Annotated in this window: 25 protein-coding genes; 18 read left to right on the forward strand and 7 right to left on the reverse strand. The window is 69.8% G+C overall.

Going from position 1 to position 24,432, the window contains the following annotated elements; translation table 11 throughout:
- Positions 1-124 precede the first annotated feature (124 nt).
- The 5 genes from miaB to ACRY_RS09205 all read left to right on the forward strand — a co-directional run bounded on the left by miaB (position 125) and on the right by ACRY_RS09205 (position 4,115).
- Positions 125-1,477 (forward strand): tRNA (N6-isopentenyl adenosine(37)-C2)-methylthiotransferase MiaB, encoded by a 1,353-nt coding sequence (gene miaB, locus ACRY_RS09185; RefSeq protein WP_007423477.1) that lies wholly within the window; start codon positions 125-127, stop codon positions 1,475-1,477.
- Positions 1,474-2,475, forward strand: coding sequence for a PhoH family protein (locus tag ACRY_RS09190; protein WP_007423478.1), 1,002 nt, complete (start codon positions 1,474-1,476; stop codon positions 2,473-2,475). Before miaB ends, ACRY_RS09190 begins: the two co-directional genes overlap by 4 nt.
- Entirely contained in the window at positions 2,472-2,924 is a 453-nt protein-coding gene (ybeY, locus tag ACRY_RS09195) for an rRNA maturation RNase YbeY (RefSeq protein ID WP_007423479.1), read from the forward strand. Before ACRY_RS09190 ends, ybeY begins: the two co-directional genes overlap by 4 nt.
- 32 nt (positions 2,925-2,956) lie before the next feature.
- On the forward strand, positions 2,957-3,775 hold the full coding sequence (locus ACRY_RS09200; RefSeq protein WP_231295411.1) for a hemolysin family protein: 819 nt from the start codon (positions 2,957-2,959) through the stop codon (positions 3,773-3,775).
- Positions 3,776-3,899: 124 nt separating this feature from the next.
- The gene (locus ACRY_RS09205) at positions 3,900-4,115 is read left to right on the forward strand and encodes an EexN family lipoprotein (protein ID WP_007423481.1); all 216 of its coding nucleotides are present in this window, start codon (positions 3,900-3,902) and stop codon (positions 4,113-4,115) included.
- Between the two features lie 122 nt (positions 4,116-4,237).
- Here ACRY_RS09205 and ACRY_RS09210 read toward each other — a convergent pair whose 3' ends face one another.
- The 3 genes from ACRY_RS09210 to ACRY_RS09220 are packed head-to-tail and all read right to left on the reverse strand — an operon-like array spanning position 4,238 to position 6,006.
- Positions 4,238-5,062, reverse strand: coding sequence for an alpha/beta hydrolase (locus ACRY_RS09210; protein WP_011942182.1), 825 nt, complete (start codon positions 5,060-5,062; stop codon positions 4,238-4,240).
- Positions 5,034-5,345: a DUF1330 domain-containing protein gene (locus ACRY_RS09215; protein WP_011942183.1), complete on the reverse strand. Its 312-nt coding sequence runs from the start codon at positions 5,343-5,345 to the stop codon at positions 5,034-5,036. Before ACRY_RS09215 ends, ACRY_RS09210 begins: the two co-directional genes overlap by 29 nt.
- A 43-nt stretch (positions 5,346-5,388) precedes the next feature.
- Positions 5,389-6,006, reverse strand: a complete 618-nt coding sequence (locus ACRY_RS09220; protein ID WP_011942184.1) for a hypothetical protein — start codon at positions 6,004-6,006, stop codon at positions 5,389-5,391.
- A 206-nt stretch (positions 6,007-6,212) separates the two neighbouring features.
- Between ACRY_RS09220 and ACRY_RS09225 the strand changes: the two genes are divergently transcribed.
- A complete protein-coding gene (locus tag ACRY_RS09225; protein ID WP_155856361.1) occupies positions 6,213-6,818 on the forward strand; it encodes a hypothetical protein in 606 nt (201 codons plus the stop codon).
- Between the two features lie 6 nt (positions 6,819-6,824).
- Here ACRY_RS09225 and ACRY_RS09230 read toward each other — a convergent pair whose 3' ends face one another.
- Positions 6,825-8,678 (reverse strand): ABC transporter ATP-binding protein, encoded by a 1,854-nt coding sequence (locus ACRY_RS09230; protein ID WP_011942186.1) that lies wholly within the window; start codon positions 8,676-8,678, stop codon positions 6,825-6,827.
- Between the two features lie 222 nt (positions 8,679-8,900).
- Between ACRY_RS09230 and ACRY_RS09235 the strand changes: the two genes are divergently transcribed.
- The 10 genes from ACRY_RS09235 to ACRY_RS09280 all read left to right on the forward strand — a co-directional run bounded on the left by ACRY_RS09235 (position 8,901) and on the right by ACRY_RS09280 (position 18,368).
- On the forward strand, positions 8,901-9,950 hold the full coding sequence (locus ACRY_RS09235; RefSeq protein ID WP_011942187.1) for a glycosyltransferase family 4 protein: 1,050 nt from the start codon (positions 8,901-8,903) through the stop codon (positions 9,948-9,950).
- 278 nt (positions 9,951-10,228) lie between these two features.
- On the forward strand, positions 10,229-11,065 hold the full coding sequence (locus ACRY_RS09240; protein WP_011942188.1) for an ATP-binding cassette domain-containing protein: 837 nt from the start codon (positions 10,229-10,231) through the stop codon (positions 11,063-11,065).
- Positions 11,062-12,111: an ABC transporter permease gene (locus tag ACRY_RS09245; RefSeq protein WP_011942189.1), complete on the forward strand. Its 1,050-nt coding sequence runs from the start codon at positions 11,062-11,064 to the stop codon at positions 12,109-12,111. The genes ACRY_RS09240 and ACRY_RS09245 overlap by 4 nt, the downstream gene beginning before the upstream one ends.
- Positions 12,112-12,155: 44 nt before the next feature.
- Complete coding sequence (locus ACRY_RS09250; RefSeq protein ID WP_011942190.1) at positions 12,156-13,145, forward strand: ABC transporter substrate-binding protein; 990 nt, start codon at positions 12,156-12,158, stop codon at positions 13,143-13,145.
- A 108-nt stretch (positions 13,146-13,253) separates the two neighbouring features.
- Positions 13,254-14,765, forward strand: a complete 1,512-nt coding sequence (locus ACRY_RS09255; protein ID WP_011942191.1) for an AlkA N-terminal domain-containing protein — start codon at positions 13,254-13,256, stop codon at positions 14,763-14,765.
- The gene (locus ACRY_RS09260) at positions 14,755-15,312 is read left to right on the forward strand and encodes a methylated-DNA--[protein]-cysteine S-methyltransferase (RefSeq protein ID WP_011942192.1); all 558 of its coding nucleotides are present in this window, start codon (positions 14,755-14,757) and stop codon (positions 15,310-15,312) included. Before ACRY_RS09255 ends, ACRY_RS09260 begins: the two co-directional genes overlap by 11 nt.
- 36 nt (positions 15,313-15,348) lie before the next feature.
- On the forward strand, positions 15,349-16,542 hold the full coding sequence (locus ACRY_RS09265; RefSeq protein ID WP_011942193.1) for a pyridoxal-phosphate-dependent aminotransferase family protein: 1,194 nt from the start codon (positions 15,349-15,351) through the stop codon (positions 16,540-16,542).
- A gap of 240 nt (positions 16,543-16,782) precedes the next feature.
- Positions 16,783-17,163 (forward strand): hypothetical protein, encoded by a 381-nt coding sequence (locus ACRY_RS09270; protein WP_231295391.1) that lies wholly within the window; start codon positions 16,783-16,785, stop codon positions 17,161-17,163.
- 19 nt (positions 17,164-17,182) lie between these two features.
- Positions 17,183-17,968 carry a hypothetical protein gene (locus ACRY_RS09275; RefSeq protein ID WP_011942195.1) on the forward strand — a complete coding sequence of 262 codons (786 nt, stop codon included), beginning with the start codon at positions 17,183-17,185 and terminating at the stop codon, positions 17,966-17,968.
- 37 nt (positions 17,969-18,005) lie between these two features.
- Positions 18,006-18,368 (forward strand): DUF4870 domain-containing protein, encoded by a 363-nt coding sequence (locus ACRY_RS09280; RefSeq protein WP_011942196.1) that lies wholly within the window; start codon positions 18,006-18,008, stop codon positions 18,366-18,368.
- Here the strand turns inward: ACRY_RS09280 and ACRY_RS09285 are convergent.
- Positions 18,346-18,729 (reverse strand): DUF167 domain-containing protein, encoded by a 384-nt coding sequence (locus tag ACRY_RS09285; protein WP_050751104.1) that lies wholly within the window; start codon positions 18,727-18,729, stop codon positions 18,346-18,348. The genes ACRY_RS09280 and ACRY_RS09285 overlap by 23 nt on opposite strands.
- A gap of 378 nt (positions 18,730-19,107) precedes the next feature.
- On the opposite strand from ACRY_RS09285, the gene ACRY_RS09290 reads away from it, so the two are divergent.
- Both ACRY_RS09290 and ACRY_RS09295 read left to right on the forward strand, forming a co-directional pair.
- The gene (locus ACRY_RS09290) at positions 19,108-19,584 is read left to right on the forward strand and encodes a hypothetical protein (protein ID WP_007421827.1); all 477 of its coding nucleotides are present in this window, start codon (positions 19,108-19,110) and stop codon (positions 19,582-19,584) included.
- Entirely contained in the window at positions 19,532-21,637 is a 2,106-nt protein-coding gene (locus ACRY_RS09295) for a sigma-54-dependent Fis family transcriptional regulator (RefSeq protein WP_231295392.1), read from the forward strand. The genes ACRY_RS09290 and ACRY_RS09295 overlap by 53 nt, the downstream gene beginning before the upstream one ends.
- 43 nt (positions 21,638-21,680) lie before the next feature.
- On the opposite strand, the gene ACRY_RS09300 is transcribed toward ACRY_RS09295, so the two are convergent.
- Both ACRY_RS09300 and ACRY_RS09305 read right to left on the reverse strand, forming a co-directional pair.
- Positions 21,681-23,315, reverse strand: a complete 1,635-nt coding sequence (locus ACRY_RS09300; protein WP_007421825.1) for a molecular chaperone GroEL — start codon at positions 23,313-23,315, stop codon at positions 21,681-21,683.
- Between the two features lie 44 nt (positions 23,316-23,359).
- Positions 23,360-24,382, reverse strand: a complete 1,023-nt coding sequence (locus ACRY_RS09305; protein ID WP_011942199.1) for an amidohydrolase family protein — start codon at positions 24,380-24,382, stop codon at positions 23,360-23,362.
- Positions 24,383-24,432 lie beyond the last annotated feature (50 nt).

The following is a 24,432-nucleotide window of genomic DNA, read 5'->3' on the forward strand; positions in this document are numbered from 1 at the left end:
AGCGCCGCCCCACGATCTGCGATAGTTACGATCATGGAATCGGGAGCAATCTCATTCTTCCGCGCTTGACCCGTCCGGCGTCCCGGCACATCCACAGGGCAAACCCTTGCCCGGATGAACTGGAATGACCGAGACCGCCTCACGCCGCACGCTGCACATCACCACCTGGGGCTGCCAGATGAACGTCTACGACAGTGGACGCATGGCGGACGTCCTGCGCCCGCTCGGCTACCGGCAGGTCGCCACCCAGGATGCGGACATGGTGATCCTCAACACCTGCCACATCCGCGAGCGCGCCTCGGAAAAACTGTTCTCCGAGCTCGGCCGCCTGCGCGCGCTCAAGGAGTCCCGCGGCGGCGCGATGATGATCGCCGTCGCCGGCTGCGTCGCCCAGGCCGAGGGCGCGGAAATCCTCGCCCGCGCCCCGCATGTCGATCTCGTGGTCGGCTCGCAGGCCTATCACCGCCTGCCCGAGCTGATCGCCGAGATCGAGGCGAAGCGCCGCGCCGTGATCGACACCGACTTCCCCGCCGCGCAGAAATTCGACCTCCTGCCCGAGGACCAGGCCAGCCAGGGCCCGATCGCCTTCCTCGCCATCCAGGAAGGCTGCGACAAGTTCTGCACCTTCTGCGTCGTCCCCTACACGCGCGGCGCCGAGGCCAGCCGCCCGGCCGCCGCCATCCTCGCCGAGGCCCGCCGCCTCGTCGCCGGCGGGGCGCGCGAGATCGCCCTGCTCGGCCAGAACGTCAACGCCTGGCACGGCGAGGCGCCGGACGGCGCCACCTGGAACCTCGCCCGCCTGCTCGCCGAACTCGCCGACATCGACGGCCTCGCCCGGCTGCGCTACACTACCTCCCACCCGCGCGACATGGATGCCGCGCTGATCGCCGCCCATCGCGACAATCCGAAGCTCATGCCCTTCCTGCACCTGCCCGTGCAGTCCGGCTCGGATGCGATCCTCGCCCGCATGAACCGGCGCCACGGCGCCGACCTGTTCCGCCGCATCGCCGGCGAGCTGCGCGCGGCCCGGCCCGACATCGCGCTCTCGTCCGATTTCATCGTCGGCTTCCCCGGCGAGACCGACGCCGATTTCGCCGCGACCATGCGGCTCGTCCGCGAGACCGGCTTCGCCCTGGCCTACAGCTTCAAATACTCCCGCCGCCCCGGCACCCCCGCCGCCGACGCCGCCGACCAGATCGACGAGGCGGTGAAGGATGCCCGCCTGCAGGAGCTCCAGGCCGTGCTGCGCGACCAGCAGCACGCCTTCAACCGCGCCCAGGTCGGCCGCAGCTTCGAGGTCCTCTTCACCGGCCCCGGCCGCCATCCCGGCCAGTCCGCCGGCCGCTCGCCCTACCTGCAGCCCGTCGTCGTCGACAATGCCGACATACCGCCCGGCACCCTGCGGACGGTGAAAATCGTGCAGTCCAACCCCAATTCTCTCATGGCCAGTCTCACACAGGAGCAGATCGCCGCTTGAGCCAGATCGTCACATCCCAGCCCCCCCGGCTGTCCCGCACCCTCACCTTCAACGACAACGGGTTGCTCTCCATCCTGCTCGGCGATCACGACCGCAACCTCGCCCGCCTCGAAAAGCGCCTGCATGTCCGGCTCGCCTGCCGCGGCAACCGGGTGTCGATCTCGGGCGAGCCCGACCAGGTCGCCGCCGCCGAAACCGCGCTTTCGGCGCTCTACGACCGTCTCGCCCGCGGCGAGCAGATCTCCGGCGCCGAGGTCGATGCCGCCGCCCGCCTGGTCGATCCCGCCGCCGAGCCCCGCCTGCCGCTGTCCGACCTGCCGGCGATCCGCACCCGCAAGGGCGTGGTCGGCCCGCGCAGCCCCGGCCAGGCCGCCTATATCGAGGAGCTTTCCCGCCACGAGATGGTCTTCGCCATCGGCCCCGCCGGCACCGGCAAGACCTATCTCGCCGTCGCCCAGGCCGTCGCCATGCTCACCTCCGGACGGGTCGACCGCATCGTCCTCTCCCGCCCCGCGGTCGAGGCCGGCGAGCGCCTCGGCTTCCTGCCCGGCGACATGAAGGAGAAGGTCGACCCCTATCTCCGCCCGCTCTACGACGCGCTGCAGGACATGATGCCCGGCGAGGTCATGGCCCGCCGCATGGCCGCCGGCGAGATCGAGATCGCCCCGCTCGCCTTCATGCGCGGCCGCACCCTCGCGCATGCCTTCGTCATCCTCGACGAGGCGCAGAACACCACCCCGGCGCAGATGAAGATGTTCCTCACCCGCATGGGCGAGGGCACCCGCATGGTCATCACCGGCGACCTCTCGCAGATCGACCTGCCGCCCCACAGCCGCTCGGGCCTGGCCGACGCGCTGGAGACTCTGGAAGGCGTCTCCGGCATCGGCGTCACCCGCTTCAATGCCGGCGACGTGGTGCGCCACCCGCTGGTCGCCCGCATCGTCGAGGCCTACGACCACCGCTCGGAGGCGCAGCGCGAGCGCGCGCGGGACCTGTGAGCGAGCCTCCAAGTAGCCTCCCCCGCGGCGCCGCGCTGCGGGGGCTGATCCACATCGCCGAGCCCCGCTGGCGCCGCTTCGTGCCGGACGCCGAGCGCGTGGTCGCCCGCGCGCTCGATGCCGCCGGCGCCGCCTGCCCGGTCATCCTGGCCGACAACCGCACGGTGAAGGCGCTGAACGCGCGCGACCGCGGCCGCAACAAGCCCACCAACGTCCTCACCTACGAGATGCCGCCGGAGATCATCCTCGCCCTCGGCGTCGTCCTGCGCGAGGCCCGCGCCGCCCGCCGCCGCCCGGCGCACCACCTCGCCCATCTCGTCGTCCACGGCGCCCTCCACCTCGCCGGCGAGGACCACCACGAAGCCGGCGAGGCCCGCCGCATGGAGCGCCTCGAAGCCCGCCTGCTGCACCGCCTCGGCGTCCCCAACCCGTGGAAATACGCGTCGTGAGCGGCAGCTGGTTCTCCCGCCTGCTCAGCAAGATGCGCGAGCAGCCCGACCTGCGCCAGCAGATCGGCGAGCTGATGGAGGAAGCCGCCGCGGAAGCCGGCGGCGAGGAGGGCGGCACCGGGCTCGACCGCCAGGAACGCGCGCTGATCGCCAACGTCCTCCGCCTGCGCGGCATCACCGCCGACGACGTGATGATCCCCCGCGCCGACATCGTCGCCATGCGCGCCGACGTCACGCTGGACCAGGCGATCGACCAGATCCGCCGCGAGGGCCATTCCCGCATGCCCGTCTTCGGCGAGCATCTCGACGACATTCTCGGCATGGTCCACATCAAGGACGTGGTCGGCTACACCGGCCGCCCCGAGGCGTTCTCGCTGCGCGCCATCCTCCGCCGCCCGCTGATGGTCGCCCCGCAGATCCCCGTCCTCGACCTGCTGCTGCAGATGCGCCAGCGCCGCACCCATCTCGCCCTCGTCATCGACGAATATGGCGGCGTCGACGGCCTCGTCACCATCGAGGACCTCGTCGAGACCATCGTCGGCGACATCGACGACGAGCACGACGAGATCGAGGGCCCGCTGATGATCGACCGTGACGACGGCGCGGTCGATCTCAACGCCCGCCTCCCGGTCGAGGACTTCACCACCCGGTTCGGCGACTTCCTGACCGAGGAGGAAAAGGAAGCCGATCTCGACACGGTGGGCGGCCTCGTCTTCACCCTCGCCGGCCGCGTGCCCACCCGCGGCGAGATCATCTCCCACCCCGCCGGCATCGAGTTCCTGATCCTCGACGCCGATGCCCGCCGCATCCGCCGCCTGCGCGCCCGCCGCATCGCCCCCGAATCTTCCTGATCCCAGCCCGCCGGATGCGCGCATCCGTGCCGTCCCGGCAAGGGTCTTTTGCCGCCCCCGTGCCTACCGCGCCGGCGCGCGCGGGCGCACATCGGGGGCAGACCACCACGCAAGGACCAAGACCATGACGCGCAAGATCCTGTTTTCGCTCCTCCTCGCCCTCGCCGCCCCGGCGGCCCATGCGGCGGCGACGCACGACGTCCCCTGGTTCGCCCGCCACGCCGCCGCCCGCCAGGCCGCCATCGCCGCCTGCGCCGCCAATCCCGGCGATCTCGCGGCCAGCCCGGACTGCATCAACGCCGCCGCCGCCGCCCGCGCCGCCCTCGCCCGCGAGCTCTGAGCGCCCCCCGAACCACGCCGGACGCCTGCCGCGGCAATGCTGCACTGCAACAAAAACAATCCGCGCGTCCCGCGTCCGTGCTAGAAAAATCCCAGGACGTTTCCTCCCTGACTTGGCGGTGCTCAGGCGCCGCCTTTTTCTTTTTCGAGGCCCAGCGTCCCGATCCACCCGGCGATCGCCGTCTCGACCCGCCCCTCGATCCCGAAATACCCGTGCGGGCCGAGCGAGCCGCAAGGCCGGTCTCCCGCCGCCCCGCCCGCGACCATCCGCACCGTCACCGACGATGCGCCGCCCAGCGCCCGCGCGACCGCCGGCGCCTGTCCGGGCGGCGCGACCGGGCAGCGGTCGTCCCGGTTGGCGATGATCAGCACCGGCGCCCGCACCGCGGCGGGATCGGCGTCGAACACCGTCATCCGGCTCAGCCTTCCCGGCACCGACACCGTCTCCGTGAGCACCACCCCGGCGACGCTCCCCGCCGCCGCGTGCGCCGCCCCGTTCACCGCGCCGATCGTCCCCTGGCTGGTGCCGAACAGGATCACCGGCGCCCCGATCCGCCGCCGCGCGAGCCGCACCAGCCCGCCGACGACCGCGGCAAAGCCCGGCCCATGCCGGTGGCCGCGCAGGTCGCGCCCGCCCGGCGCGTCCGGAATCACCACCGCGAAGCCCCGCCGCACCCAGTCCCGCCTCGTGCGGACGAGGAAATTCGCGCCATGCCGGAACCGCCCCGTCCGCGTCAGCCCGACCCGCCCGGTCCCGCCCGGCAGCATCACCAGCGTCGCGCGCGGATGCGCCGGGCGCAGCACCAGCACGCGCTCCGGCCCGAGCGCCGTGTCCAGCCGCACCACCCGCGCCCGCGCCGCCGCCAGCGGCAGCCAGGCCAGCGCCAGCGCGGCAAGCAGGGCGCGCATCCGCCCGCGCTCAGGCCGCGCCGGGCTGCGCCCCGTCATACCCCTCGACCACCACCACATCGGCGACCGACGCCCCCTCGCGCAGCGCCTTCGCCCTCGCGTATTCGGGCGAGTGATAGCAGGCCAGCGCCGCCGCGTGGTCGGGGAATTCCAGCACCACGATCCGCGACCGCATCCCGCCCTCGACCGCCTCCGCCGCCCCGCCGCGCACCAGGAACCGCGCGCCGTATTTCGCGAACGCCACCGCGTTCTCCCGCACATAGGCCGCATAGGCCTCGGCGTCGCGCACATCGACGCTCGCGATCCAGTATCCCTTCGCCATATTTCTGCTCCATCCGACTCCGGCCCGGCCACCCGCGGCCGCGTCAGCGATTGATCACCACGAGGCTGCTGCGAAGCGTGTAGATCGTGCCGGACATCACCGTCCACACCCGCCGGGTGTTCGCGCTCGCTGCCTGCGCCTTCTCGTGCAGCCCGTTCCCCACCGCCGCCTCGATCTCATGGCAGCCCGGCCACATGTGTTGGGTGTCCTTCGCCCCCGGCGCCGTCACGTAATACCAGGTCTTCGTCGTGTCCTGGTATTTCAGGATGGACCAGCTGTTCACCTGCCCCTTGCTCACGCCCATCGGCAGCGCCTTCATGATCATGCCGGAAAACTTCTTCCGCCATTGCTTCTTCATCTGGTCGGTGAACGAGGCCCGGATCTCCGCCCCCTCGAACCCGTGCCGGGCGTTGCAGGTGATCACCTCGACCGTGCGGATATTGGGGTTCATCTTCTGCCACGCCCTGATGTTCGCGAGAAACGCGTCCGCCTCCATCGTGCAGAACTTGTAGGCGTCGCCATGCCCCCAATAGACCAGCGTGTCGACGCTGCCGCGTCCGAACGGCGTATCGCCGACCTCGCTGATCAACGATCCCGGATTGGCCGCCTGCAACGCCTCCGCCCGCTTCTTGTGGTCCGCCTGATAAATGATGTGAATCACGCCGCCGCCTCCCAGGATTTGTTGTCCGGCGTCCCGGATCCGAGATCCACCGCGAATTTCAGGGACAGGACGCCGGCGCGCCGCCCCGGTCATCGCGAGGCGGCAACGATGCTTTCACCGCCGTCTTGCCGGCAAATCCGACAACCGGCAATGACCGGCGTCACATCGCCCTTGCCCACCCCCCTTCCGCCGTGGTCCTTTCGGGCATGGCCAGCGCCGTCCCCCTCGCCAGTCCCGCCAGCCGCTTCGCCGCGATCATCGCGGCGCTGTGCGACCGCGTGGCCGCCGAGGGTCACCGGCGCGGCATCGCCGGCCCCTTGGTGGTCCTGATCTGGACGCGCCTGCGCCGCCTCGCCGACCGTCTCGCCGCGGCGCTGGACGGCCCGCAGCGCCCCCCGCGCCCCCGCCATCCCGCAACCGCCCGCCAACCGGCCCCGGCGCGCCCGCGCCCGCTGCCGCGCCGCCTCGGCTGGCTCGGCACCCTCATCCCCGGCGCCGCCGCCGCCGCCGGCCAGCTTCGCGACCTGCTCGCCGATCCCGAGATCGCCGCCCTCGCCGCATCCATCCCGGCCGCCGGCGCTGCGCCGCCCCAAAATCCCCGATCCAGCTCCCGATCCGGCAGCCGATACCGCGCCCGATCCCGCCGCCCTGCGGCCACCGTGCGCCGCGCCACCGGCTTCGGCCGCGGGCCCGCCGCCCGCCGCGCGATGCGCGCCTTCTCCCCCCGCAAGCCGGCGCCGCCGAAACGGCGCCTGACCCGCGCCGCCTCACCGCGCCATTTTCGTTACGTTGTCAAAACAAGATACGGCTGACCCGGCTCAGGCCGCCCGGCCGAGCCGGGCGGTATCCTGCCGGCGCAACAGCTCGCGATAGGGGCCGGGGCGCGACGCCAGCGCCGCCGGCGATCCCTCGTCGACGATCCGCCCCTCCGCCATCACCACGATGCGGTCGAAATCGCGCAGCGTCGCCAGCCGGTGCGCCACCGCGATCACCGTCCGGTTGCGCGCCAGCCGGTCGATCGCCTCCTGCACCGCCGCCTCGCTTTCGGAATCGAGCGCCGACGTCGCCTCGTCGAGCAGCAGCACCGGCGCGTCGCGCAGCACCGCCCGCGCGATCGCGAGGCGCTGCCGCTGCCCGCCCGACAGCTTCATCCCCCGCTCGCCGACCAGCGTGTCATACCCCTGCGGCAGGGTCATGATGAAGTCATGCGCGTTGGCCGCCCGCGCCGCCGCCTCCACCTCGGCATCGCCGGCATCGGGCCGGCCATAGCGGATATTCTCCCGCACCGAGCGATGGAACAGCTGCACGTCCTGCGAGACGACCGACAGGATTTCCGCGAGGCCCTGGCGGCTGAGCGCGGCGATGTCGGTGCCATCGATCGTCACCCGCCCGCGCGCCGGATCGTATTGCCGTTGCAGCAGGGCGAGCAGCGTCGTCTTGCCCGAGCCCGACCGGCCGACCAGGCCGACCTTCTCGCCGGGCGCCACGGTCAGATTCACCTCCTTCAGCACCGCCCGCCCGTCCGGATAGGCGAAATCGAGATCGGCGAAGCTCACCGCCCCGCGCGCCTGCGGCAGGGCCCGCGCGTCCGCCGCGTCCATCATGTCGTGCGGGATCAGCAGCGAGGCCAGCGCCTCGTGCAGCCGCGCCCAGTCCTGCACCATCTCGACCAGCGCGATCGCGAGATCGCGCGTGCCGTGCAGGACGGTGAAGCCGAGCGTCGTCACCAGCACGACGTCGCCGGGACTCGCCGCATGGTCGAGCCAGCGGTCGATGATCCAGGCGAGCATGCCGGCCGTCAGCAGCGCCGTGGTGACCGCGTGGAAGCTCCGCAGCCCTTCAAGGTAGTTCAGGCTCGCCCGGCGCGCGCGCATCTCGCGCCCGACATCCTCGGCGAAGCGCTGCCGCTCGCGGAACATCGCGCCGAAGGCGCGGACGACGGCGACGTTGTTGATCACATCGACCAGCTCGCCATCCACCGAGGCCGCGGCCTCGGCATAGTCGCGATGCAGCCGCCGCCCCTTCGCCGCCAGCCAGGCCAGCACCGCCCCCAGCGCCAGCGCGATGCCCAGCAGCGCCAGCCCCATCGCCGGATCGACGCTGGTGATCATCACGATCGCGAGAACGACCGCCAGCGCCGGCGGCAGCACGTTCCACACCATCAGGTTCTCGAGCCGGAAGACCGCATTGCCGGTCACGCTGATGCGGCCGGCCAGCATGCCGGGCCGGCGGTCGGCGAAGAAGCCGGGCGAATGGCCAAGCGTGTGGTTGAACAGCGCGCGCCGCAATTCCCCGGTCACCGCCACGAAACTGCGCGCCGCGACGAACCCGCCGATCCGCCATGCGAGATTGTCCGCGGCGATCAGCCCGGCGAGGAGCATGAAAGCCCCCCAGACCGCGCCGCGCTGATTGGCGGTCAGCACATCGACCAGGTTCTTCACGGCATATTGCGACAGCACAGAACAGGCGACCGCGGCGACGACGGAAAGCACGATCGTCGCATGTCCCGGCGCGTGCCGCAGGATCGCCCGCAGCAGAAAGCGCTGCGGACGCGATGCCGGCGGTGCGGAGAGCGGAATGGCAAGCGGCGCCGATGCCTCCGGCGCCGGCGATCGGCGGGGTGCGCTTTCGATTCCTTCCGCTTCTGCAATCGCCTTTTTGTGATCCGGCATGGTCTCGGGCTCCATCGGTGCGGGTCTTTATCGAGGGGCGCCGCCAAATTTCCTGTCTTCATGTGGCATTTCGGCAATAGCGCCAGCCGGCGGCGCCCCCGGCAGTCCCTACCTTGGCATCGAATGCGGCAGCATTTGGGCAAATACCGCCCGATGACTGCCACATCGGGGCGTCCTGCTAACGCTCGTAAAAACAATCCAGCAGCGAGGAGTCAGGCACTCATGAAAATCGCCCAGATTGCACCTCTGACTGAAGCGGTTCCGCCGAAATTCTATGGCGGCACCGAACGTGTCGTCTCCTTCCTGACGGAAGAACTCGTCGCGATGGGTCACGACGTCACGCTGTTCGCGAGCGGGGATTCGGTAACCGCCGCCGAACTCGACGCCGTGTGGCCGCGCGCGCTGCGGCTCGACCCCGGCATCCGCGATACGCTCGCGCCGCATTTCATGCTGATGGAACGGGTCTACCGGCGAGCCCACGAGTTCGACGTGTTGCACTTCCATAACGATTACTGGCCGGCCTCGCTGTTCGCGCGTCAGCGCACCCCCTTCGTCACCACGCTGCACGGCCGGCTCGACCTGCCCGAACTCGGCCCCGTCCACGACGAGCTGCCGGTGATGAACCTGATCTCGATTTCCGACTCCCAGCGCCAGCCGCTGCCGGAAGCGAATTTCGTCGCCACGGTCCAGCACGGCCTGCCGAAGGACCTGCTGACGCCGCGCGAGCGTTCGCGCGACTATGTCGCCTTTCTCGGCCGCATCTGCCCCGAAAAGCGGCCCGACCGCGCGATCCGAATCGCCCGCGCCGCCGGCATGGATCTGCGCCTCGCCGCGAAAGTAGACCGTGTCGACGAGGAATATTTCGAAACCGGGATCAAGCCGATGCTGGGCCCCGATGCCTGCCTGATCGGCGAAATCGGCGAGGGAGAAAAATCCGAATTTCTCTCCGGTGCCCGCGCGCTGCTGATGCCGATCGACTGGCCGGAACCCTTCGGCCTGGTGATGATCGAGGCCATGGCCTGCGGCACGCCGGTGATCGCCTGGCGGCACGGCTCGGTGCCCGAGATCGTCGAGGATGGCGTCACCGGCTTCATCGTCGAGAGCGAGGCGGAGGCGGTCGCCGCGCTCGACCGGGTGCACCAGCTCTCCCCGTCCCGCATCCGCGCGACGTTCGAGGCCCGCTTCACCGCGCGGCGGATGGCGGAGAACTATCTCGAGATATACGAAACCCTCGCGCGCCCGCGCGTCGGGCGTCTCCGCCTCGCGGTCTGACCGCCAGCGGCCGATCGCACGCGCCCCGGCGGCATGGCCCGCCGGGGCGTCGGCGCGGGCGTGAGAAGATCGGCCGGTCCATCGTTCGGGGCAATTCCGCATTGCCGGCATGGCCGTGGCACACCGGCGATGCCGGCAAGCCGCGCCAACTCACTGCATGATAGAATGAATAACGGACGCAGGCGCGACGCTGTCGCGACATCGTGCGGATCGCGGTCGATTGACATGCTCCCAAGCCAGTCTAGTGTCACGGCAGGGAAACGTTTGGGACGCACTCCATGCCAACCGAACTGCCGGTCACGCCCGATCCGCATCCGCCGGCGCCGGCCGCGAACCCGGAAGCGCCGGTGCTGCGGGTGTCGGGCATCGGCAAGTCCTACGGTCATATCCGCGCCCTCACCGATGTCAGCCTCGACATCCATCCGGGCGAAGTCGTCGGCCTCGTGGGCGATAACGGCGCCGGCAAGTCCACCCTCGTCAACATCATCGCCGGCGCGATCCGTCCCTCCGCCGGGCGGCTCGCCGTCGATGGGCGCGAGGTGCAGTTCGGCTCGGCGCTCGATGCCCGCCTCGCCGGGATCGAGGCGGTGTATCAGGATCTCGCCCTCGCCCTCGATCTCGACATCTGGGCCAATGTCTTTCTCGGCCGCGAAAGGCTGCGGCCCGGCCTGCTCGGGCGCCTCGGCTTTCTCGACAAGGCGGCGATGCGGGAGACCGCGCTCGGCGGATTGCGGCGCACCGGCATCCGCATCGGCTCGGTCCGCACGCCCTGCCGCGCGCTGTCCGGCGGCCAGCGCCAGGCCGTCGCGGTCGCGCGCGGGCTGATCTGGGGGTCGCGCCTGCTGCTGCTGGACGAACCCACCGCGGCCCTCGGCGTCGAGCAGCAGGCCAAGGTCGGCGAACTCATCGCCGCCGTGCGCGACCAGGGCATTCCCGTCATCCTGGTCAGCCACAACATGCCGCAGGTCCATGCGCTGTGCGACCGGATCGTGGTGCTGTTCCGCGGCCGCAAGGTGGCCGACCGGGACGCGCGGTCGATGACGATCGAGGACACGATCGCCTGCATCACCGGCGCCGGCCTGGCGAGCGCGGATGCGGCGGGGAGCGCGCCGTGAGCGGCCCGTCGAACCCGCCGCGCGGCGCGGAGGCGGCGGTCGTGGCGCCGGGTGCGCGGGGCGGCTCGCGCGCGCTGCTCGAATTCCTCTCCCGGCACGGCGAGATCTGGACGCTGTTCATCCTGCTCGCGCTCATCGCCGTGTTCGGCATCGCGAGTCCGGATTTCTTCAGCCGCGCGAGCTGGCTCGCCACCTCGCAATTCGCGGTCGAATACCTGCTGCTCGGGCTTGGCGAGACCTTCGTGATCATCACCGGCGGCATCGATCTCTCGGTCGGCGCCATTCTCGGCCTCTCCGGCATGGTCGGCGGCCTGGTCATGCGCGCGCTGATCCACGCCCATGCGGCGAATGGCGTGACCATCGCCGCCGGCATCGCCGCGGCGCTGGCGAGCGGCGCGCTGGTCGGCTGGGTGAACGGCACGCTGATCACCCGGCTGCGGCTCACCCCCTTCGTCGTCACGCTCGGCATGCTGTCGATCTGCACCGGCGGGATCTACCTGCTCAATGGCGGGCGCAATGTCGGCACGATTCCGGACATCGTCGGCACCGCCGGCTCCTTCGCGATCGGCGGGTGGATGCCGGTCACCGTGCTGGTCGCCGCGGTGTTCTGCATCATCTGCGCCGTGGTGCTGGCGCAGACCCGCTTCGGGCTGCGGACCTACGCGGTGGGCTCGAACCCGCTGGGTGCCGGGCGCGCGGGCATCGACGTGCGGCGGCATCTGGTGAGGATCTACACGCTGGCCGGATTTCTCGCCGCCGTCGCCGGGCTGATGGTGATGGCGCGCTTCGCCTCGGCCTCGGTCCAGGCCGGCGCGAACGACGAACTCGACGCGATCACCGCCGTCGTCATCGGCGGCGCCAGCCTGTTCGGCGGTCGCGGCACCATCCTTGGAACCGTGGTCGGCGGCTTCGTGATCACGGTCATGGTCACCGGGCTGATCCTGATCGGCGTGCAGCCGTTCTGGCAGCAGGTGGCCGTCGGCGCGATCCTGATCCTGGCCGTCGCCATGGACCAGCTTCGCGACAGGCTGCTGGAGTCGATCTGACCGGAAACGGCCGCCGCGAACCCGGCGGCAAAGGGGAGGACATCATGGCCACAACACGCAGACAACGGATTTCCCGCCGCGGCGCCACGCTGGCGCTCGGCATCGCCGGCGGCCTCGCGCTGGCCGGCGGCGCGGCCCGGGCGGGGGGCAAGACGATCGCGCTGGTGCCGGGCATCGCCACCGATCCGTTCTACATCACGATGCAGCATGGGGCGGCGGCGGAAGCGAAGAAGCTCGGCCTGCACCTGATCTGGCAGGGCGGCAGCAGCTTCTCGCCGGAGACGCAGATCCCGGCGCTGCAGGCGCTGCTCGCCAAGCACCCGGCCGCCCTGCTCGTGGCGCCGACCAACGAGAAGGCGCTGATCAACCCGATCAGGCAGTTCATCGCCGCCGGCATTCCGGTGATCTCGGTCGACACCACGATCAGCGATACCGCGATCCTGAAAAGCCGGATCACCTCGAACAACGTCCAGGGCGGCGCCTCGGCGGCGCGGGCGATCGCCGGCTTCGCGCACGGGAAGGGCGATGTCGCGGTGATCAACGTCAAGCCCGGCATCTCGACGACCGATGCGCGCCAGAAGGGCTTCCTCGCGCAGATGAAGCACTACAAGGGCATGAAGGTCGTCGCCATCGAATACGATGACGACAGCCCGACCAAGGCCTTCACCGAAGCCCAGCTGCTGCTGCTCAAGTATCCTCACCTCAAGGGCATCTTCGCCACCAACGTGTTCTCCGGCGAGGGCGTCGGCAAGGCGGTGGTCGCCGCCGGCAAGAAGGGCAAGGTGGATGTCGTCGGCTACGACGCCGAGCCGGGCGAGGTGAAGCTGCTCAAGCAGGGGGTGATCAGCACCCTGATCGTCCAGCGCCCGGCCGAGGAAGGCCGCCTCGGCGTGAAATACGCCTATGACATCCTGACCGGAAAGAGCGCGCAGGTGCCCGCCTCGAAGCGGCTCGCCAATATCACGGTCACGACGGCCGAGGCGTCGAACCCAACCTACGCCAAATACTTCTACAGCGCGCATCTGTCGCACTGAGGCGGCCGGCCGGGCGTCCTTGCCGGGGCGTCCGGAAACGGCGGTCCGCCGGGCCATCATGTCCGAAAACGGCGAGCATCCGGCGTCCCGCCGTGCCATGATGCGTTCATGGAACTCGACCCCGATGCCTGCTACCGCGCCCTCGCCACGCGCGACGCCCGGTTCGACGGGCGCTTCTTCACCGGCGTGCGCACCACCGGAATCTATTGCCGGCCGGTCTGCCCGGCGCGCACGCCGCGGCGCGAGAATGTCTGCTTCTTCGGCTCCGCCGCCGCCGCCGAGGCCGCCGGGTTCCGCTCCTGCCTGCGCTGCCGGCCGGAATCCTCGCCCGATCTCGCCGCCTGGCGGGGCACGTCGAACACCGTCAGCCGCGCCCTCGCGCTGATCGCCGAGGGCGGGCTCGACGGCGCGGCGGTCGACACGCTGGCCTTCCGGCTCGGCCTCGGCGAGCGGCAGTTGCGGCGGCTGTTCCGCCAGCATCTCGGCGCCTCGCCGGTCGCCGTGGCGCAGACAAGGCGGGTGCTGTTCGCCCGGCAACTGCTCACCGAAACCGCGATGCCGCTGGCCGACGTGGCGCTCGCCGCCGGCTTCGGCAGCGTGCGCCGCTTCAACGCGACCTTCCGCGCGCTCTATGGCAGCGCGCCGGGCGCGCTGCGCCGCGCGGGACAGGTAGCGGCGGCAGAACCGTCGGGCATCACCCTCACCCTGCCCTACGCGCCGCCCTATGACTGGGCGGCGATGGCGGATTTCCTCGCCGCGCGGACGATCGACCAGGTCGAACGGATGGACGATGCCGGGCGATACCACCGCAGCGTCGCTCTCGGCGGCGCGCGGGGGACGGTCAGCATCGCGCATGACGCGCAGGCCTGCGGGCTGCGGGCGACGATCCGGTTTCCCGCCGTGACGGCGCTGGCGACGCTGGTCGGCCGCATCCGCCGGGTCTTCGATCTCGGCGCGGACCCGCTCGCCATCGGCCGCCACCTCGCCGCCGACCGGCTGCTCGCGCCGCTGGCCGCGGCCCGGCCGGGGCTGCGCGTGCCGGGCGGCTGGGACGGGTTCGAACTCGCGGTGCGCGCCGTGCTCGGCCAGCAGGTGAGCGTGCGGGCGGCGGCGCGGCTGGCGGGACGGCTGGTCGCCGCCCATGGCGCGCCCCTGGACGGCGGCGGGCCGGCCGGGCTCGCGCGCGTCTTTCCCGAACCCGCCGCACTGCTGCAGCTCGATGCCGTCGCGCTCGGCATGCCGCGCGCCCGCGCCCGCACGATCGAGACGCTGGCCGCCGCCGCGCTGCGCGACCCCGGCCTGTTCCGGGCCGGGCGCTCGCTCGACGAGACGGTGGGCCGGCTCGTGGCGCTGCCCGGGATCGGGGAATGGACCGCGCATTACATCGCGCTGCGCGCCGCCCGCGAGCCGGATGCGTTCCCGGCGTCCGACGCCGCCCTGCTGCGGGTGGCGGCGCGGCTGACCGGCACGCGGCCGAACCCGGCCGACCTCGCCGCGCGGGCGGAAGCCTGGCGGCCCTGGCGCGCCTATGCCGCGCAGCATCTGTGGGCGGCGGATGCCGCGCACCATCCGCGGGCGGCATCCGCCGCCCTGGCCGAAGGAGACGACGATGGCGCCTGAACCGCTGTTCCTCGACCGGATCGACTGCCCGATCGGGACGATGCTGGTCATCACCGATGCGGCGGGCGCGCTGCGCGCGCTCGACTGGCCGGACCACGAGGCGCGGATGCGCCGCCTGCTGCGGCGCCATTACGGCGCCGAGGGGACGGGCTTCACGCTCGCGGCGCGGCCGGCCCCCGCCGCGCTGCGCGAGGCGCTTCTCGCCTATTTCGCGGGGCGGGCGGACGCGCTGGGCGGCATCGCGGTGCGGACCGGCGGCACCGCGTTCCAGCGCGCGGTCTGGGCGGCGTTGCGGGGCATTCCGGCGGGGGAGACGCTGAGCTATGGCGCCCTCGCCGCGCGGATTGGCCGGCCGCGCGCCGTCCGCGCCGTGGGGCTGGCCAACGGCGCCAACCCGGTCGCCATCGTCGTGCCGTGCCACCGCGTCACCGGCGCCGACGGATCGCTGACCGGCTATGCCGGCGGGCTGGAGCGCAAGCGCTGGCTGCTCGCGCACGAGGCGGCGATGCAACCGCGCGGGTGGGCAAACGCCGGCACTCCGGGGTAGGTTTCGGTATCGTCACCCCGGAAGGAAATGAGGCCGATGACCCCCGAGTCCCCCGCCGCCCGCAAGCCAGGCCGCCTGTTCTTCGCCAATCCCGGCCCGACCAACATTCCCGACTCCGTGCTGCGGGCGATGGACCGGCCGACGACCGATTTCATGAGCGCCGATTTCATCGAGGTCTATGACCGCGCGGTGGCGGGGCTGAAGCGGCTGCTGTTCACCACCGGCGAGGTGTTCATCTACACCTCCAGCGGCCACGGCGCCTGGGAGGCGACGCTGCAGAACCTGTTCTCGCCGGGCGACCGCATCCTGATGCCGGAGGCCGGGTATTTCTCCCGCGTCTGGGGCGCGATGGCGCGCGCGCTCGGCCTCGAGGTCGAAATGCCGGAGGCCGACTGGCGGCGCGGCCCCGATATCGGCGCGATCGCGGAGCGTCTTGCCGCCGACACGGCGCACGAGATCAAGGCGGTCTGCATCGTCCATAACGAGACCTCGACCGGTGTTGCCGTGCCGCTGCCCGAGATCCGCGCCGCACTCGACGCCGCCGGCCACCCGGCGCTGCTGCTCGCGGACACGATCTCCTCCTTCGGCTCGATCGAATTCCGCATGGCCGACTGGGGGATCGACGCCGTGGTGGGCGGCAGCCAGAAGGGGCTGATGCTGCCCGCCGGCCTCGCCTTCACCGCGGTGAGCGAAAAGGCGCTCGCCGCCCACGCCCAGGCGCGGCTGACGCGGTTCTATTTCGACTGGACCAGGATGATGGCGCGCCGGCACCGCAGCTTCACCGGCACCGTGCCGATCGCGCCGTTCTACGGCCTGCTGGAATCCGTGCGGCTGATCGAGACGGAGGGGATCGAGGCGGTGTGGCGCCGGCATCACCGCCTCGCGGAAGCGACGCGGCGGGCGGTTTCGGTCTGGAGCGGGAACCAGGGCGTGGCCTTCTATTGCGCCGATCCGGCTAGGCGGTCGGATTCGGTGACGGCGATCCGCATGCCCGAGGGGCACGATGGCGAGGCGGTGCGCCGGATCGCCTATGACCGGTTCAACGTCTCGCTCGGCGCCGGGCTCGATCCGCTCGGCGGCAAGGTGTTCCGCATCGGCCATATGGGCGATCTCAACGAGGCGATGCTGCTCGGCACGCTCGGCGTGGTCGAGATGGCGCTGCGCCTCGCCCGCGTGCCGCACGCGCGCGGCGGCGTGGACGCGGCGATCGAATATCTCGGCGCCGGCTGAACCCGGCCCCGCCGGTTTCGATCACGAACTGTTTACAGGCAGGACATTTTGTGGGAGACCCGGTTCATCGAAGAATCGTAATGAAATGCTTTTCTAAAAGTCGAGGAATTTAATGTGATAATTATTTGTCAATTTTGATTTCCATCTGCCGCGACGGGCATGTCGTGTTTTCAGTATCGTGATGCCCGGCCGCGGCGATCCTTCCGATCAGTCACGCTTTTCAAGAAGAAGAATTTTCCCGTGAGAATCATTCAAAAGACTGCCCTGACGATGATCCCGCTGCTCGCGCTGGCCGGGTGCGGCCGGACCGGCCCCAGTCCGAAAGAGGCGAAGCAGGCGATCAAGGATCAGATCAACGCCGCGCTGCAAAAGGAAATGGCCGCCGCCGGCAGCAACGCCATGGCCCGGAGCATGGCCACCGACGTCGCCCATTCGGCGATTGCCGGGATCGACAAGATCAAGTTCAAGGCGGTTTCCTGCAAGTCCGCGGAGCAGGGCATCTTCAGGTGCCAGATCAAGATGGCCGCGCCGGACGGCAGCACCGCCACCAAGCCCTTCGACTTCAGGAAGCATGACGGTCACTGGGAATATATCGTCCATCCGGCCGGCATTCTCCCTTAACGCACACGGAACAATCGACATGCAGATGAAACATCTCGCTGCTGCCGCCCTCGCGGCGGCAGCGCTCGCCGGCGGCTGCGCGCCAGCCTCCGCCGCCACGCCCGCGGCGAAGCCGGCCATCGACATCATGGGCATCAAGTTCGGCATGACACCCGCCGATGTGCGGCAGCTGATCGGCGCCCACAAGGACATGTTCCCCAACGCCGCCATCCAGCAGGGGCAGTACCGCATGCCGGGCGGCAAGACCTTCGTTGCCGACATGACGGTGACCAGCCATTCCGACCCGCGGAATTTCGCGGATGACATCTCCCAGACGATCTTCATCCAGTACACCTCGCCGGCAAGCGGCAACAAGGTTGTCGCGGTCAACCGCGAGGCGACGTTCCCGTCCGACGCGAAGGATCTCGGCAAGGCGCCGGGCGTGCATGACCTGTTCGCGGCCATGCTGTCGCAATACGGCACGCCGGACGGCTTCACGATCGGCGCGGTCGACTGGACCGGGGCGAACCCGGCCCACAAGCTGGCCGACAATATCTACACGCTGCAGAGCGGCTGCATCTCCGGCGCGTTCAACGCGGTGCCGTCCCAGCTCTACAACGGGTCGAAGGACTGCCCGCAGGTGCTGCAGATCACCATGTCGGCCAACAACAGCTTCGGCGGGCATGTCCAGTTCCTGTCGGAACTGATGCTCGATGCCGGCAGCATCTACAGCGACATCGCGCGCGAGCGCGCGGCCGCGGCAAGCCAGCAGGCGAAGACCGTCTCCCACGCGAACCAGCAGCCGGCGGCGAAGCCCTCGCTCTGAATTCAGGCTTGCCGCCATTCCAGACCGGAGTTCCAACATGTCAGACCAGAATGCCATCGCCAGCGATCTTGCCGCCACCAACGATCGCAACTTCGTCGTGATCTTCACCCTGGCCAGCCTTTTCTTCGGCGTATTCTCGCCGCTCGTCGGCTATTTCGTCGCGAAGGACGGCACCACGACCAGAAAGCAGATCGTCGAACTGCTCAATTTCCAGATCACCGTGCTCGGCCTGATGCTGATCGCCTATCTCCTGACCGCGACGCTGATTCTCTCGGTCGTCGGCATTCCGCTCGCGATCATCGTCGGGGTCGCCGACGTGATCATGCTGGTCCTCGGCGCGATCCGGGCCTCCCGCGGCGAGAGCGTGCGCTACCGCTTCACCTTGCGCCTGTTGTCGTGACGCCGGGCGGCGCCTCGCCGGCGCCGCTCACCGCCGCCAGCGGACCGGCGAATTCATCGGCGCTGCCGCCCGCCACGAGCACCAGCTTGTCGCGCGCCTGACCGCCGGCGCGCAATGCGAGGCGCGCGGCGCCGATGCCAAGCCACGCGGCCAGCGCCTTCAGAACCGCGTCATTGGCACGGCCGTCTTCCGGCGGCACAACCACGGCCAGGCGGAGACGCGCCGGCGGCCAGCCCGGTGCCGCCGCGGCCGGGACGACCGGGCCGAGCCGCGCCCGGCGCGCGCCAGGCTGAACCTTCAGGGCAACGAGCAACCCCGCCTCGCTCTCCAGCCAGAACGGCACGGATGCGGCTGCCCTCATCGCCGGCGCCGTCTTTCCGCGGCATCATGTGAAAGCGGCTCCCGCGATGGCGGCCTGCGGCCGGGCGGATTGTCGGCTGTCTCGATCATGGCTGAGCCCGTACGTGCGCTTCCTTTTGCGGCGCCGCAAGAGCTGCGCCGAATCGGAACATCGCGGCGCGTGCGGAAACACTTTGAAATTTCCGCATCTTTCCGAAAGACGATGATATTTCCTTGGTCATTTCAAACCGTTACCTGAATTGCCGAAGCGGGGCATCCGGATACCACCAATTCATCAAACATCCATCGTACCTGAAGCAGTCGTCGGACGAGATAGCGGCTGATCCGCAGGAAAAATGAACGGCGACACAGCGGCCTGAGGATTCTTGTGGGAGGAACCATGGTCACCATCGTCACCAAAGCCCAGGGCCCGCGCCCTGAAGACGTCCGGATGCGGGAGATTCTCCGGCGCAACCAGGGGACGATCACGCGCATCGCCGACCACATCACCGCCGGCGGCTACTCGGCGCGCAAGGCGCCGAAGCCGGCCCCCGAGGCCAGCGGCCTGATCATCAGCACGGGCGCTGCCTCGCGCCCCGACACCACGGCGGCCGCCCCATCCGTGCGGATCAGCGTGAATGGGCGTGTCTGCCTCGTCGACGGGAACACCGGCTACCAGCTGCATCACCTGGGAACCCTGCAGCGGCGTGGCGGCGAGGAGATTTTCGTGCTGGCCACCGATGCCAATGGATTCATCGCGCCCGTGGCGCCCGAGATCGCGGCGCCGCTCGGCACGCTGGACGGCACGCGGCTTTCCCCGTCCTATGGCGAGGACGAACTGGCCGCCGAAATCGGCGTTCGGCTGGGCATTGGCTGACGCGATCTCCGCGCCGCGCCGCGCGACCCGCCCGCCGGACGACCTGAAAGGCGGCGATGCGGCGGCACGCGGGCCGCGCACGGAGGAGTTCAGCACCCCCTACGACGAGCACACCACGATGAAGGCGTGGGAGTGCCTGCTCTCCGGCGAGGACGGGGACGGGCAGCGCCGCTTTCCGGTGCGGCCGCTGATCGGCGATTCATGGTCGCGTTGCGCCTCCTGCGGCATCGATGCGCGGCAGCGGGAAGCTCCCCTGAACCACGGCATCGATGCGCTGATCGAACAGAACCGGGACCTCCTCGCGGCGGCTCGGCGCAGCTTCGGCACGATCGGCCGGCTGCTCGACGGCACCGGCGCGATGCTCGTCCTCGCCGACCGCAACGGCGTGCTGATCGATGCGATCGGCGACCGGCGGACGCTGCATGACGGCATGGACATCAACCTCTCGATCGGCGGCAAATGGACCGAGGATGTCGTCGGCACCAACGGAATCGGAACGGCGCTGTGGGCGGGCGCGCCGGTCTTCGTGCATGCGGCCGAACATTTCTGCGCCGGCATCAAGAGCTGGACCTGCGCCGGCGCGCCGATCCGCGAACCGTTCGACAACAGCATCATCGGCGTCGTCGACCTGTCCGGCCATCCGGACATCTTCCGGCCGCACAATATCGGCCTCGTCGCCGCGGCGGCGCAGGAAATCGAGAAGGCGCTCGCCGAGCAGCGCAACGAGGAGCGCGCGCGGCTGCTGGAGGCATTCATCTCATCCGCGCCCGAATATCGGCGCAGCGACGGATTGCTGATCGTCGATCATCGGGGGCGGCCGATCTATTGCCACAACGTCGCCGAAAGCACGCTGCGCGCGTTCCGCACCAACCCGCCGACGCCGGCGGCGGAGCGGCGCCTGGTGCGCTTCCTTGAAAGCGGCAACGGCGCCGAACTGGACAATGACGCGATGCTCGCGCTGCAGAACTGCCATTTCAGCCCGCTGCAGGCGGATAATGGCATGCGCGGTGCGGCGCTGGTGTTTCCGACGCGCGAGGCCCGGCCATCCCCCGCGGCGCGGCGCGCCGATGCGGATGCCAGCGACAGCCAGGCCAACTGCATCATCGGCGAAAGCCCGGCGCTGCGGCGTGCGATCGAGATCGCCAGCCGGGTGGCGGCGACGGCGGACGTCACCTCCGTGCTGATCGAGGGGGAAACCGGCGTCGGCAAGGAACTCTTCACCCGGCTGATCCACGGCGGCACCCGCCATCGCTCTGACAGCCCGTTCGTGACACTGAACTGCGGCGCGATCACACGCGAGCTGTTCGGCAGCGAACTCTTCGGCCATGTGCCAGGCGCCTTTACCGGCGCGAGCCGGGACGGCAAGCCGGGCGTGTTCGAACTCGCGAATGGCGGCGCGCTCTGCCTCGACGAGATCGGCGAAATGCCACCCGAGATCCAGCCCTTCCTGCTCAGGGTGCTGGAGGAACGGGTTGTCCGGCGCCTCGGCGACAGCCGGGCCAGGCCGGTGGATGTGCGACTGATCGCCTCGACGAACCGCGACCTGCGACAGGAGGTCGAACAGGGACGCTTCCGGCGCGACCTGTTCTACCGGATCAGCGCGGTGACCATTCACGTCCCGCCGCTGCGCGAGCGCGGCGACGATGTGCTGCTGCTGATCGAGCATTTCAATTCCCGGTTCGCAGCACGCCTCGGCACGGCCCCGCTGACGTTCGCCGCGGAGGCGCTCGATATCCTGCGCGCCTATCGCTGGCCGGGCAATGTGCGCGAATTGCGCAATCTCGTTGAAAAACTCCACATCCTCTGGCGCGGCACGCGCGTGGGCCCGGAGGACCTGCCGGCGGAATTCCACGCCCGGCCGGAGGAGGCCGCCCTTTTGCCCGCAACAGCGCCGCGGCCGCACAGCATCGAGGAAGCCGAGTGCCAGGCGATCCGCGACGTGCTGCTCGCGGAAAAGGGGAACCTGAGCCGCGCCGCGCAGAAGCTCGGAATCTCGCGGCCGACGCTCTACCGGAAGCTCGACCAGTTCGGAATCAGGCGCGGCTTCGTCTGAACGGCAAGGGCGGCCGGAATCCAGCCGCCCTTGACGCCGGAGATCATGCGCGGCCGAGACGCTCGGCGCCGCCGCCGCGGGCGGGAGACGCGGTCGGGTCTTCCTCGTCCTCACCCAGATCGCCCACCAGCGTTTCCGTGGTCAGGATCAGCTTGGCGACCGAGGCGGCGTTGCGCAGCGCCGTGCAGGTGACGCGGACGGGATCGATGATGCCGGCATCGTACATGTTCTGGAACGTGCCGATGGCGGCATTGTAGCCGAAACCGCCATTCACCGCCGAGACCTGAGCGACCACGTGGTCGGGGTCGCCGCCGGCATTGGTCACGATGCGCCAGAGCGGGCGGGTGAGGATGGAGCGGACGAGCTTCACCCCTTCCGCGACATCGCCGCCGACGCCGGCCAGAACCTCGTCGAGCACCGGGCCGATCTGCGCCAGTGCGGTGCCGCCGCCGGCAACCACCCCCTCCTCGCTCGCGGCGCGCACGGCGGCGAGCGAATCCTCGATCAGCTGGATGGTGCGCTTCTGCTCGACCGGCGTCGCTCCGCCGGCATAAAGTATGGCGGTACCGCCGGAAAGCTTCGCGAGGCGCTCGCGCAGCTTGTCCTGCTCGATATTGGGCGGGGCGATATCGTGCATCCGCTGCACCTGCGCCCGGCGCGCGGCGATCGCCGCCGGATCGCCGGCGCCGCCGATGATCGCGGTGTGCGTCGCACTGGTGCGCACCCGCTCGGCGGCGCCGAGATCGGCCGCCGTGACGTCCTCGACCCGGCCGCCAAGATCGCGGGCGATGACGCGGCCGCCGGTGATGATGGCGATATCCTCCATCATCGCCTTGCGCCAGTTGCCATATTCGGGCGGATGCACGACGAGGTAGCGGCCCGGCCCGTCGCGCCCGAGCAGGCTGACGACGACCTCCGGCGCCACCTCCTCGGCGATCACGAGAAGCGGGCGGTGGGCGTCGGCGGCGAGCGCGCGCGCCGCATCGAGCGCATGGGGATCGCGGATCTTGAGATCCGTCATCAGGATCAGCGGCCGTTCGAGCACGGCTTCCATCTTCTCCTGATCGGTCACCATGTGATGCGAGATATAGCCGCGATCGAAGGACATGCCTTCGACGACCTCGAGCGTCGTTGCGGTGGTCACGCTGAAGTCGGTAGTGATCACGCCCTCGGCGCCGACGCGCGCGAAGGCCTCGGCGACCAGCGCGCCGAGATGCGGCTCGGTTGCGGCGATGTTGGCCACCGCGGCGAGCATGCCGTTGCCGGAAGCCGGCCGGGCCGCTTCCTTGAGGGACGATGCCACGCGCTCGACCGCGAGATCGATCCCGCGAATGAGATCGACCGCGCGGGCGCCGCGCTCGCTGGCCTCGACGCCGGCCTGGACGAGCGCGTTGGCGAGCACGATCGCGGTGGTGGTGCCGTCGCCCGCGAGTTCGTTGGTCTGCATCGAGACCTCGCGGACGACCTGCGCGCCCATGTTCTCGAACCGGTTCGGCAGCTCGATCTCCACCGCGATGCTGACGCCATCGCGCGTGACCATCGGCGTGCCGATCGGCCGGTCGATCATCGCGTTCATGCCTTTAGGCCCGAGCGTGGGCTCGACGGCCGCCGCGAGCCGGCCCACACCGCGGGCCAGCGCACGCCGGGCTTCGGAATTATGCAGAAGCAGCTTAGCCATTTTGTCTCCCTTCGGCCGATGGCCGGCGTGCTGCGTGGACCGGCCTATTCGGCGGCGACCGCGAGCGGCGAGGCCGCAAGCGCCGCCTTCTTCGCCGCGATGTCGATGCCGTAGAGCTTCGCGGCGTTGAGGCCGAGGATCTTTTCCTTGATCGCCGGGGTGAGGTCGATGCCGCGCTCCTGCTTCACATCTTCAGGCAGCTCGAAGTTCCAGAATTTCTCGACCAGCCAGCGCGGCGTCCAGATCGCGTAGTCGGAGCCGAACAGGATGCGGTCCTCGCCGAGCCAGAACAGCAGCTCGCCCATGATTTCGGCGAAGTAGCGCGGCCGGGAATGGATGAAGGGCAGGACGACCGCGAGGCCGCCATAGACATTGGCCTCCTGCACCGCGATCCAGCAGAAGTCGTCGATGCGCGGCTGGCCGCAATGCTCGACCACCCAGTTGAGATTGGGGAAGTCGGTCGCCGCATAATCGACGTCGTGAACGTCGAAAGCGTCCTTGCTCAGCGGGATGATGGTCGGGCCCTTGTGGACGTGCATGTTCCTGATGCCGAGCTTCTCGCAAAGCTCGAAGCATTTGTATGCCTCGGGATCGTTCAGACGCCAGCCGCGGGAGGCTCCGTTCCATTCGGCGGTGTAGAGTTTCACGCCCTGGATATTGTATGTTTCTTTCATGTAATGGATGTATTCGAGCGCCTTCTCGCCGTCCCGCGGGTCGAACGCGCCATTGACAATGAAGCGCTCGGGGTAGCGGGCGGCGACGCCCGCATTGCGTTCGATCGTGTTGAAACCTGTCTTGTAGAAATCCTTGAGGTAGGTCGACTGCACGATCGCGACATCGTCGGGGCCGTCGATGAAGAGGTCGCGATAGAGATCATCGGCGCTGTATTTCTCGAACTTCTCCTTCGGCCACAATTTGTCGGCGGGGCTGAGCGCGTTGTGATAGGCGAAGAAGCATTCGATGAACTGCTTGCCGTGAATGTTGCTCTGGTTCGCCGGGCTGCCGTCCCAGAAATGGGTGTGGCCGTCGACGATGAAGATTTCCTTACCCTCAGGCGTTACGAACATGGTTTCCTCCACGTGTTGATTGCTTGCTGGGCGGCGCGCCACGCGCTTGC

Source organism: Acidiphilium cryptum JF-5 (assembly GCF_000016725.1).
Classification (GTDB): Bacteria; Pseudomonadota; Alphaproteobacteria; order Acetobacterales; family Acetobacteraceae; genus Acidiphilium; species Acidiphilium multivorum.

What these genes read in the sequence shown, in the direction of transcription:
- ACRY_RS09280 (WP_011942196.1), top strand. Translation starts at nt 18,006, where the DNA reads ATGTCAGACCAGAATGCCATCGCCAGCGATCTTGCCGCCACCAACGAT.
- ACRY_RS09210 (WP_011942182.1), bottom strand. Translation starts at nt 5,062, where the DNA reads ATGACGGGGCGCAGCCCGGCGCGGCCTGAGCGCGGGCGGATGCGCGCC.
- ACRY_RS09305 (WP_011942199.1), bottom strand. Translation starts at nt 24,382, where the DNA reads ATGTTCGTAACGCCTGAGGGTAAGGAAATCTTCATCGTCGACGGCCAC.
- ACRY_RS09265 (WP_011942193.1), top strand. Translation starts at nt 15,349, where the DNA reads ATGACCCCCGAGTCCCCCGCCGCCCGCAAGCCAGGCCGCCTGTTCTTC.
- miaB (WP_007423477.1), top strand. Translation starts at nt 125, where the DNA reads ATGACCGAGACCGCCTCACGCCGCACGCTGCACATCACCACCTGGGGC.
- ACRY_RS09205 (WP_007423481.1), top strand. Translation starts at nt 3,900, where the DNA reads ATGACGCGCAAGATCCTGTTTTCGCTCCTCCTCGCCCTCGCCGCCCCG.
- ACRY_RS09275 (WP_011942195.1), top strand. Translation starts at nt 17,183, where the DNA reads ATGCAGATGAAACATCTCGCTGCTGCCGCCCTCGCGGCGGCAGCGCTC.
- ACRY_RS09290 (WP_007421827.1), top strand. Translation starts at nt 19,108, where the DNA reads ATGGTCACCATCGTCACCAAAGCCCAGGGCCCGCGCCCTGAAGACGTC.
- ACRY_RS09215 (WP_011942183.1), bottom strand. Translation starts at nt 5,345, where the DNA reads ATGGCGAAGGGATACTGGATCGCGAGCGTCGATGTGCGCGACGCCGAG.
- ACRY_RS09200 (WP_231295411.1), top strand. Translation starts at nt 2,957, where the DNA reads ATGCGCGAGCAGCCCGACCTGCGCCAGCAGATCGGCGAGCTGATGGAG.
- ACRY_RS09260 (WP_011942192.1), top strand. Translation starts at nt 14,755, where the DNA reads ATGGCGCCTGAACCGCTGTTCCTCGACCGGATCGACTGCCCGATCGGG.
- ACRY_RS09250 (WP_011942190.1), top strand. Translation starts at nt 12,156, where the DNA reads ATGGCCACAACACGCAGACAACGGATTTCCCGCCGCGGCGCCACGCTG.
- ACRY_RS09255 (WP_011942191.1), top strand. Translation starts at nt 13,254, where the DNA reads ATGGAACTCGACCCCGATGCCTGCTACCGCGCCCTCGCCACGCGCGAC.
- ACRY_RS09300 (WP_007421825.1), bottom strand. Translation starts at nt 23,315, where the DNA reads ATGGCTAAGCTGCTTCTGCATAATTCCGAAGCCCGGCGTGCGCTGGCC.
- ACRY_RS09225 (WP_155856361.1), top strand. Translation starts at nt 6,213, where the DNA reads ATGGCCAGCGCCGTCCCCCTCGCCAGTCCCGCCAGCCGCTTCGCCGCG.
- ACRY_RS09240 (WP_011942188.1), top strand. Translation starts at nt 10,229, where the DNA reads ATGCCAACCGAACTGCCGGTCACGCCCGATCCGCATCCGCCGGCGCCG.
- ACRY_RS09230 (WP_011942186.1), bottom strand. Translation starts at nt 8,678, where the DNA reads ATGCCGGATCACAAAAAGGCGATTGCAGAAGCGGAAGGAATCGAAAGC.
- ACRY_RS09295 (WP_231295392.1), top strand. Translation starts at nt 19,532, where the DNA reads ATGGCGAGGACGAACTGGCCGCCGAAATCGGCGTTCGGCTGGGCATTG.
- ACRY_RS09285 (WP_050751104.1), bottom strand. Translation starts at nt 18,729, where the DNA reads ATGAGGGCAGCCGCATCCGTGCCGTTCTGGCTGGAGAGCGAGGCGGGG.
- ACRY_RS09235 (WP_011942187.1), top strand. Translation starts at nt 8,901, where the DNA reads ATGAAAATCGCCCAGATTGCACCTCTGACTGAAGCGGTTCCGCCGAAA.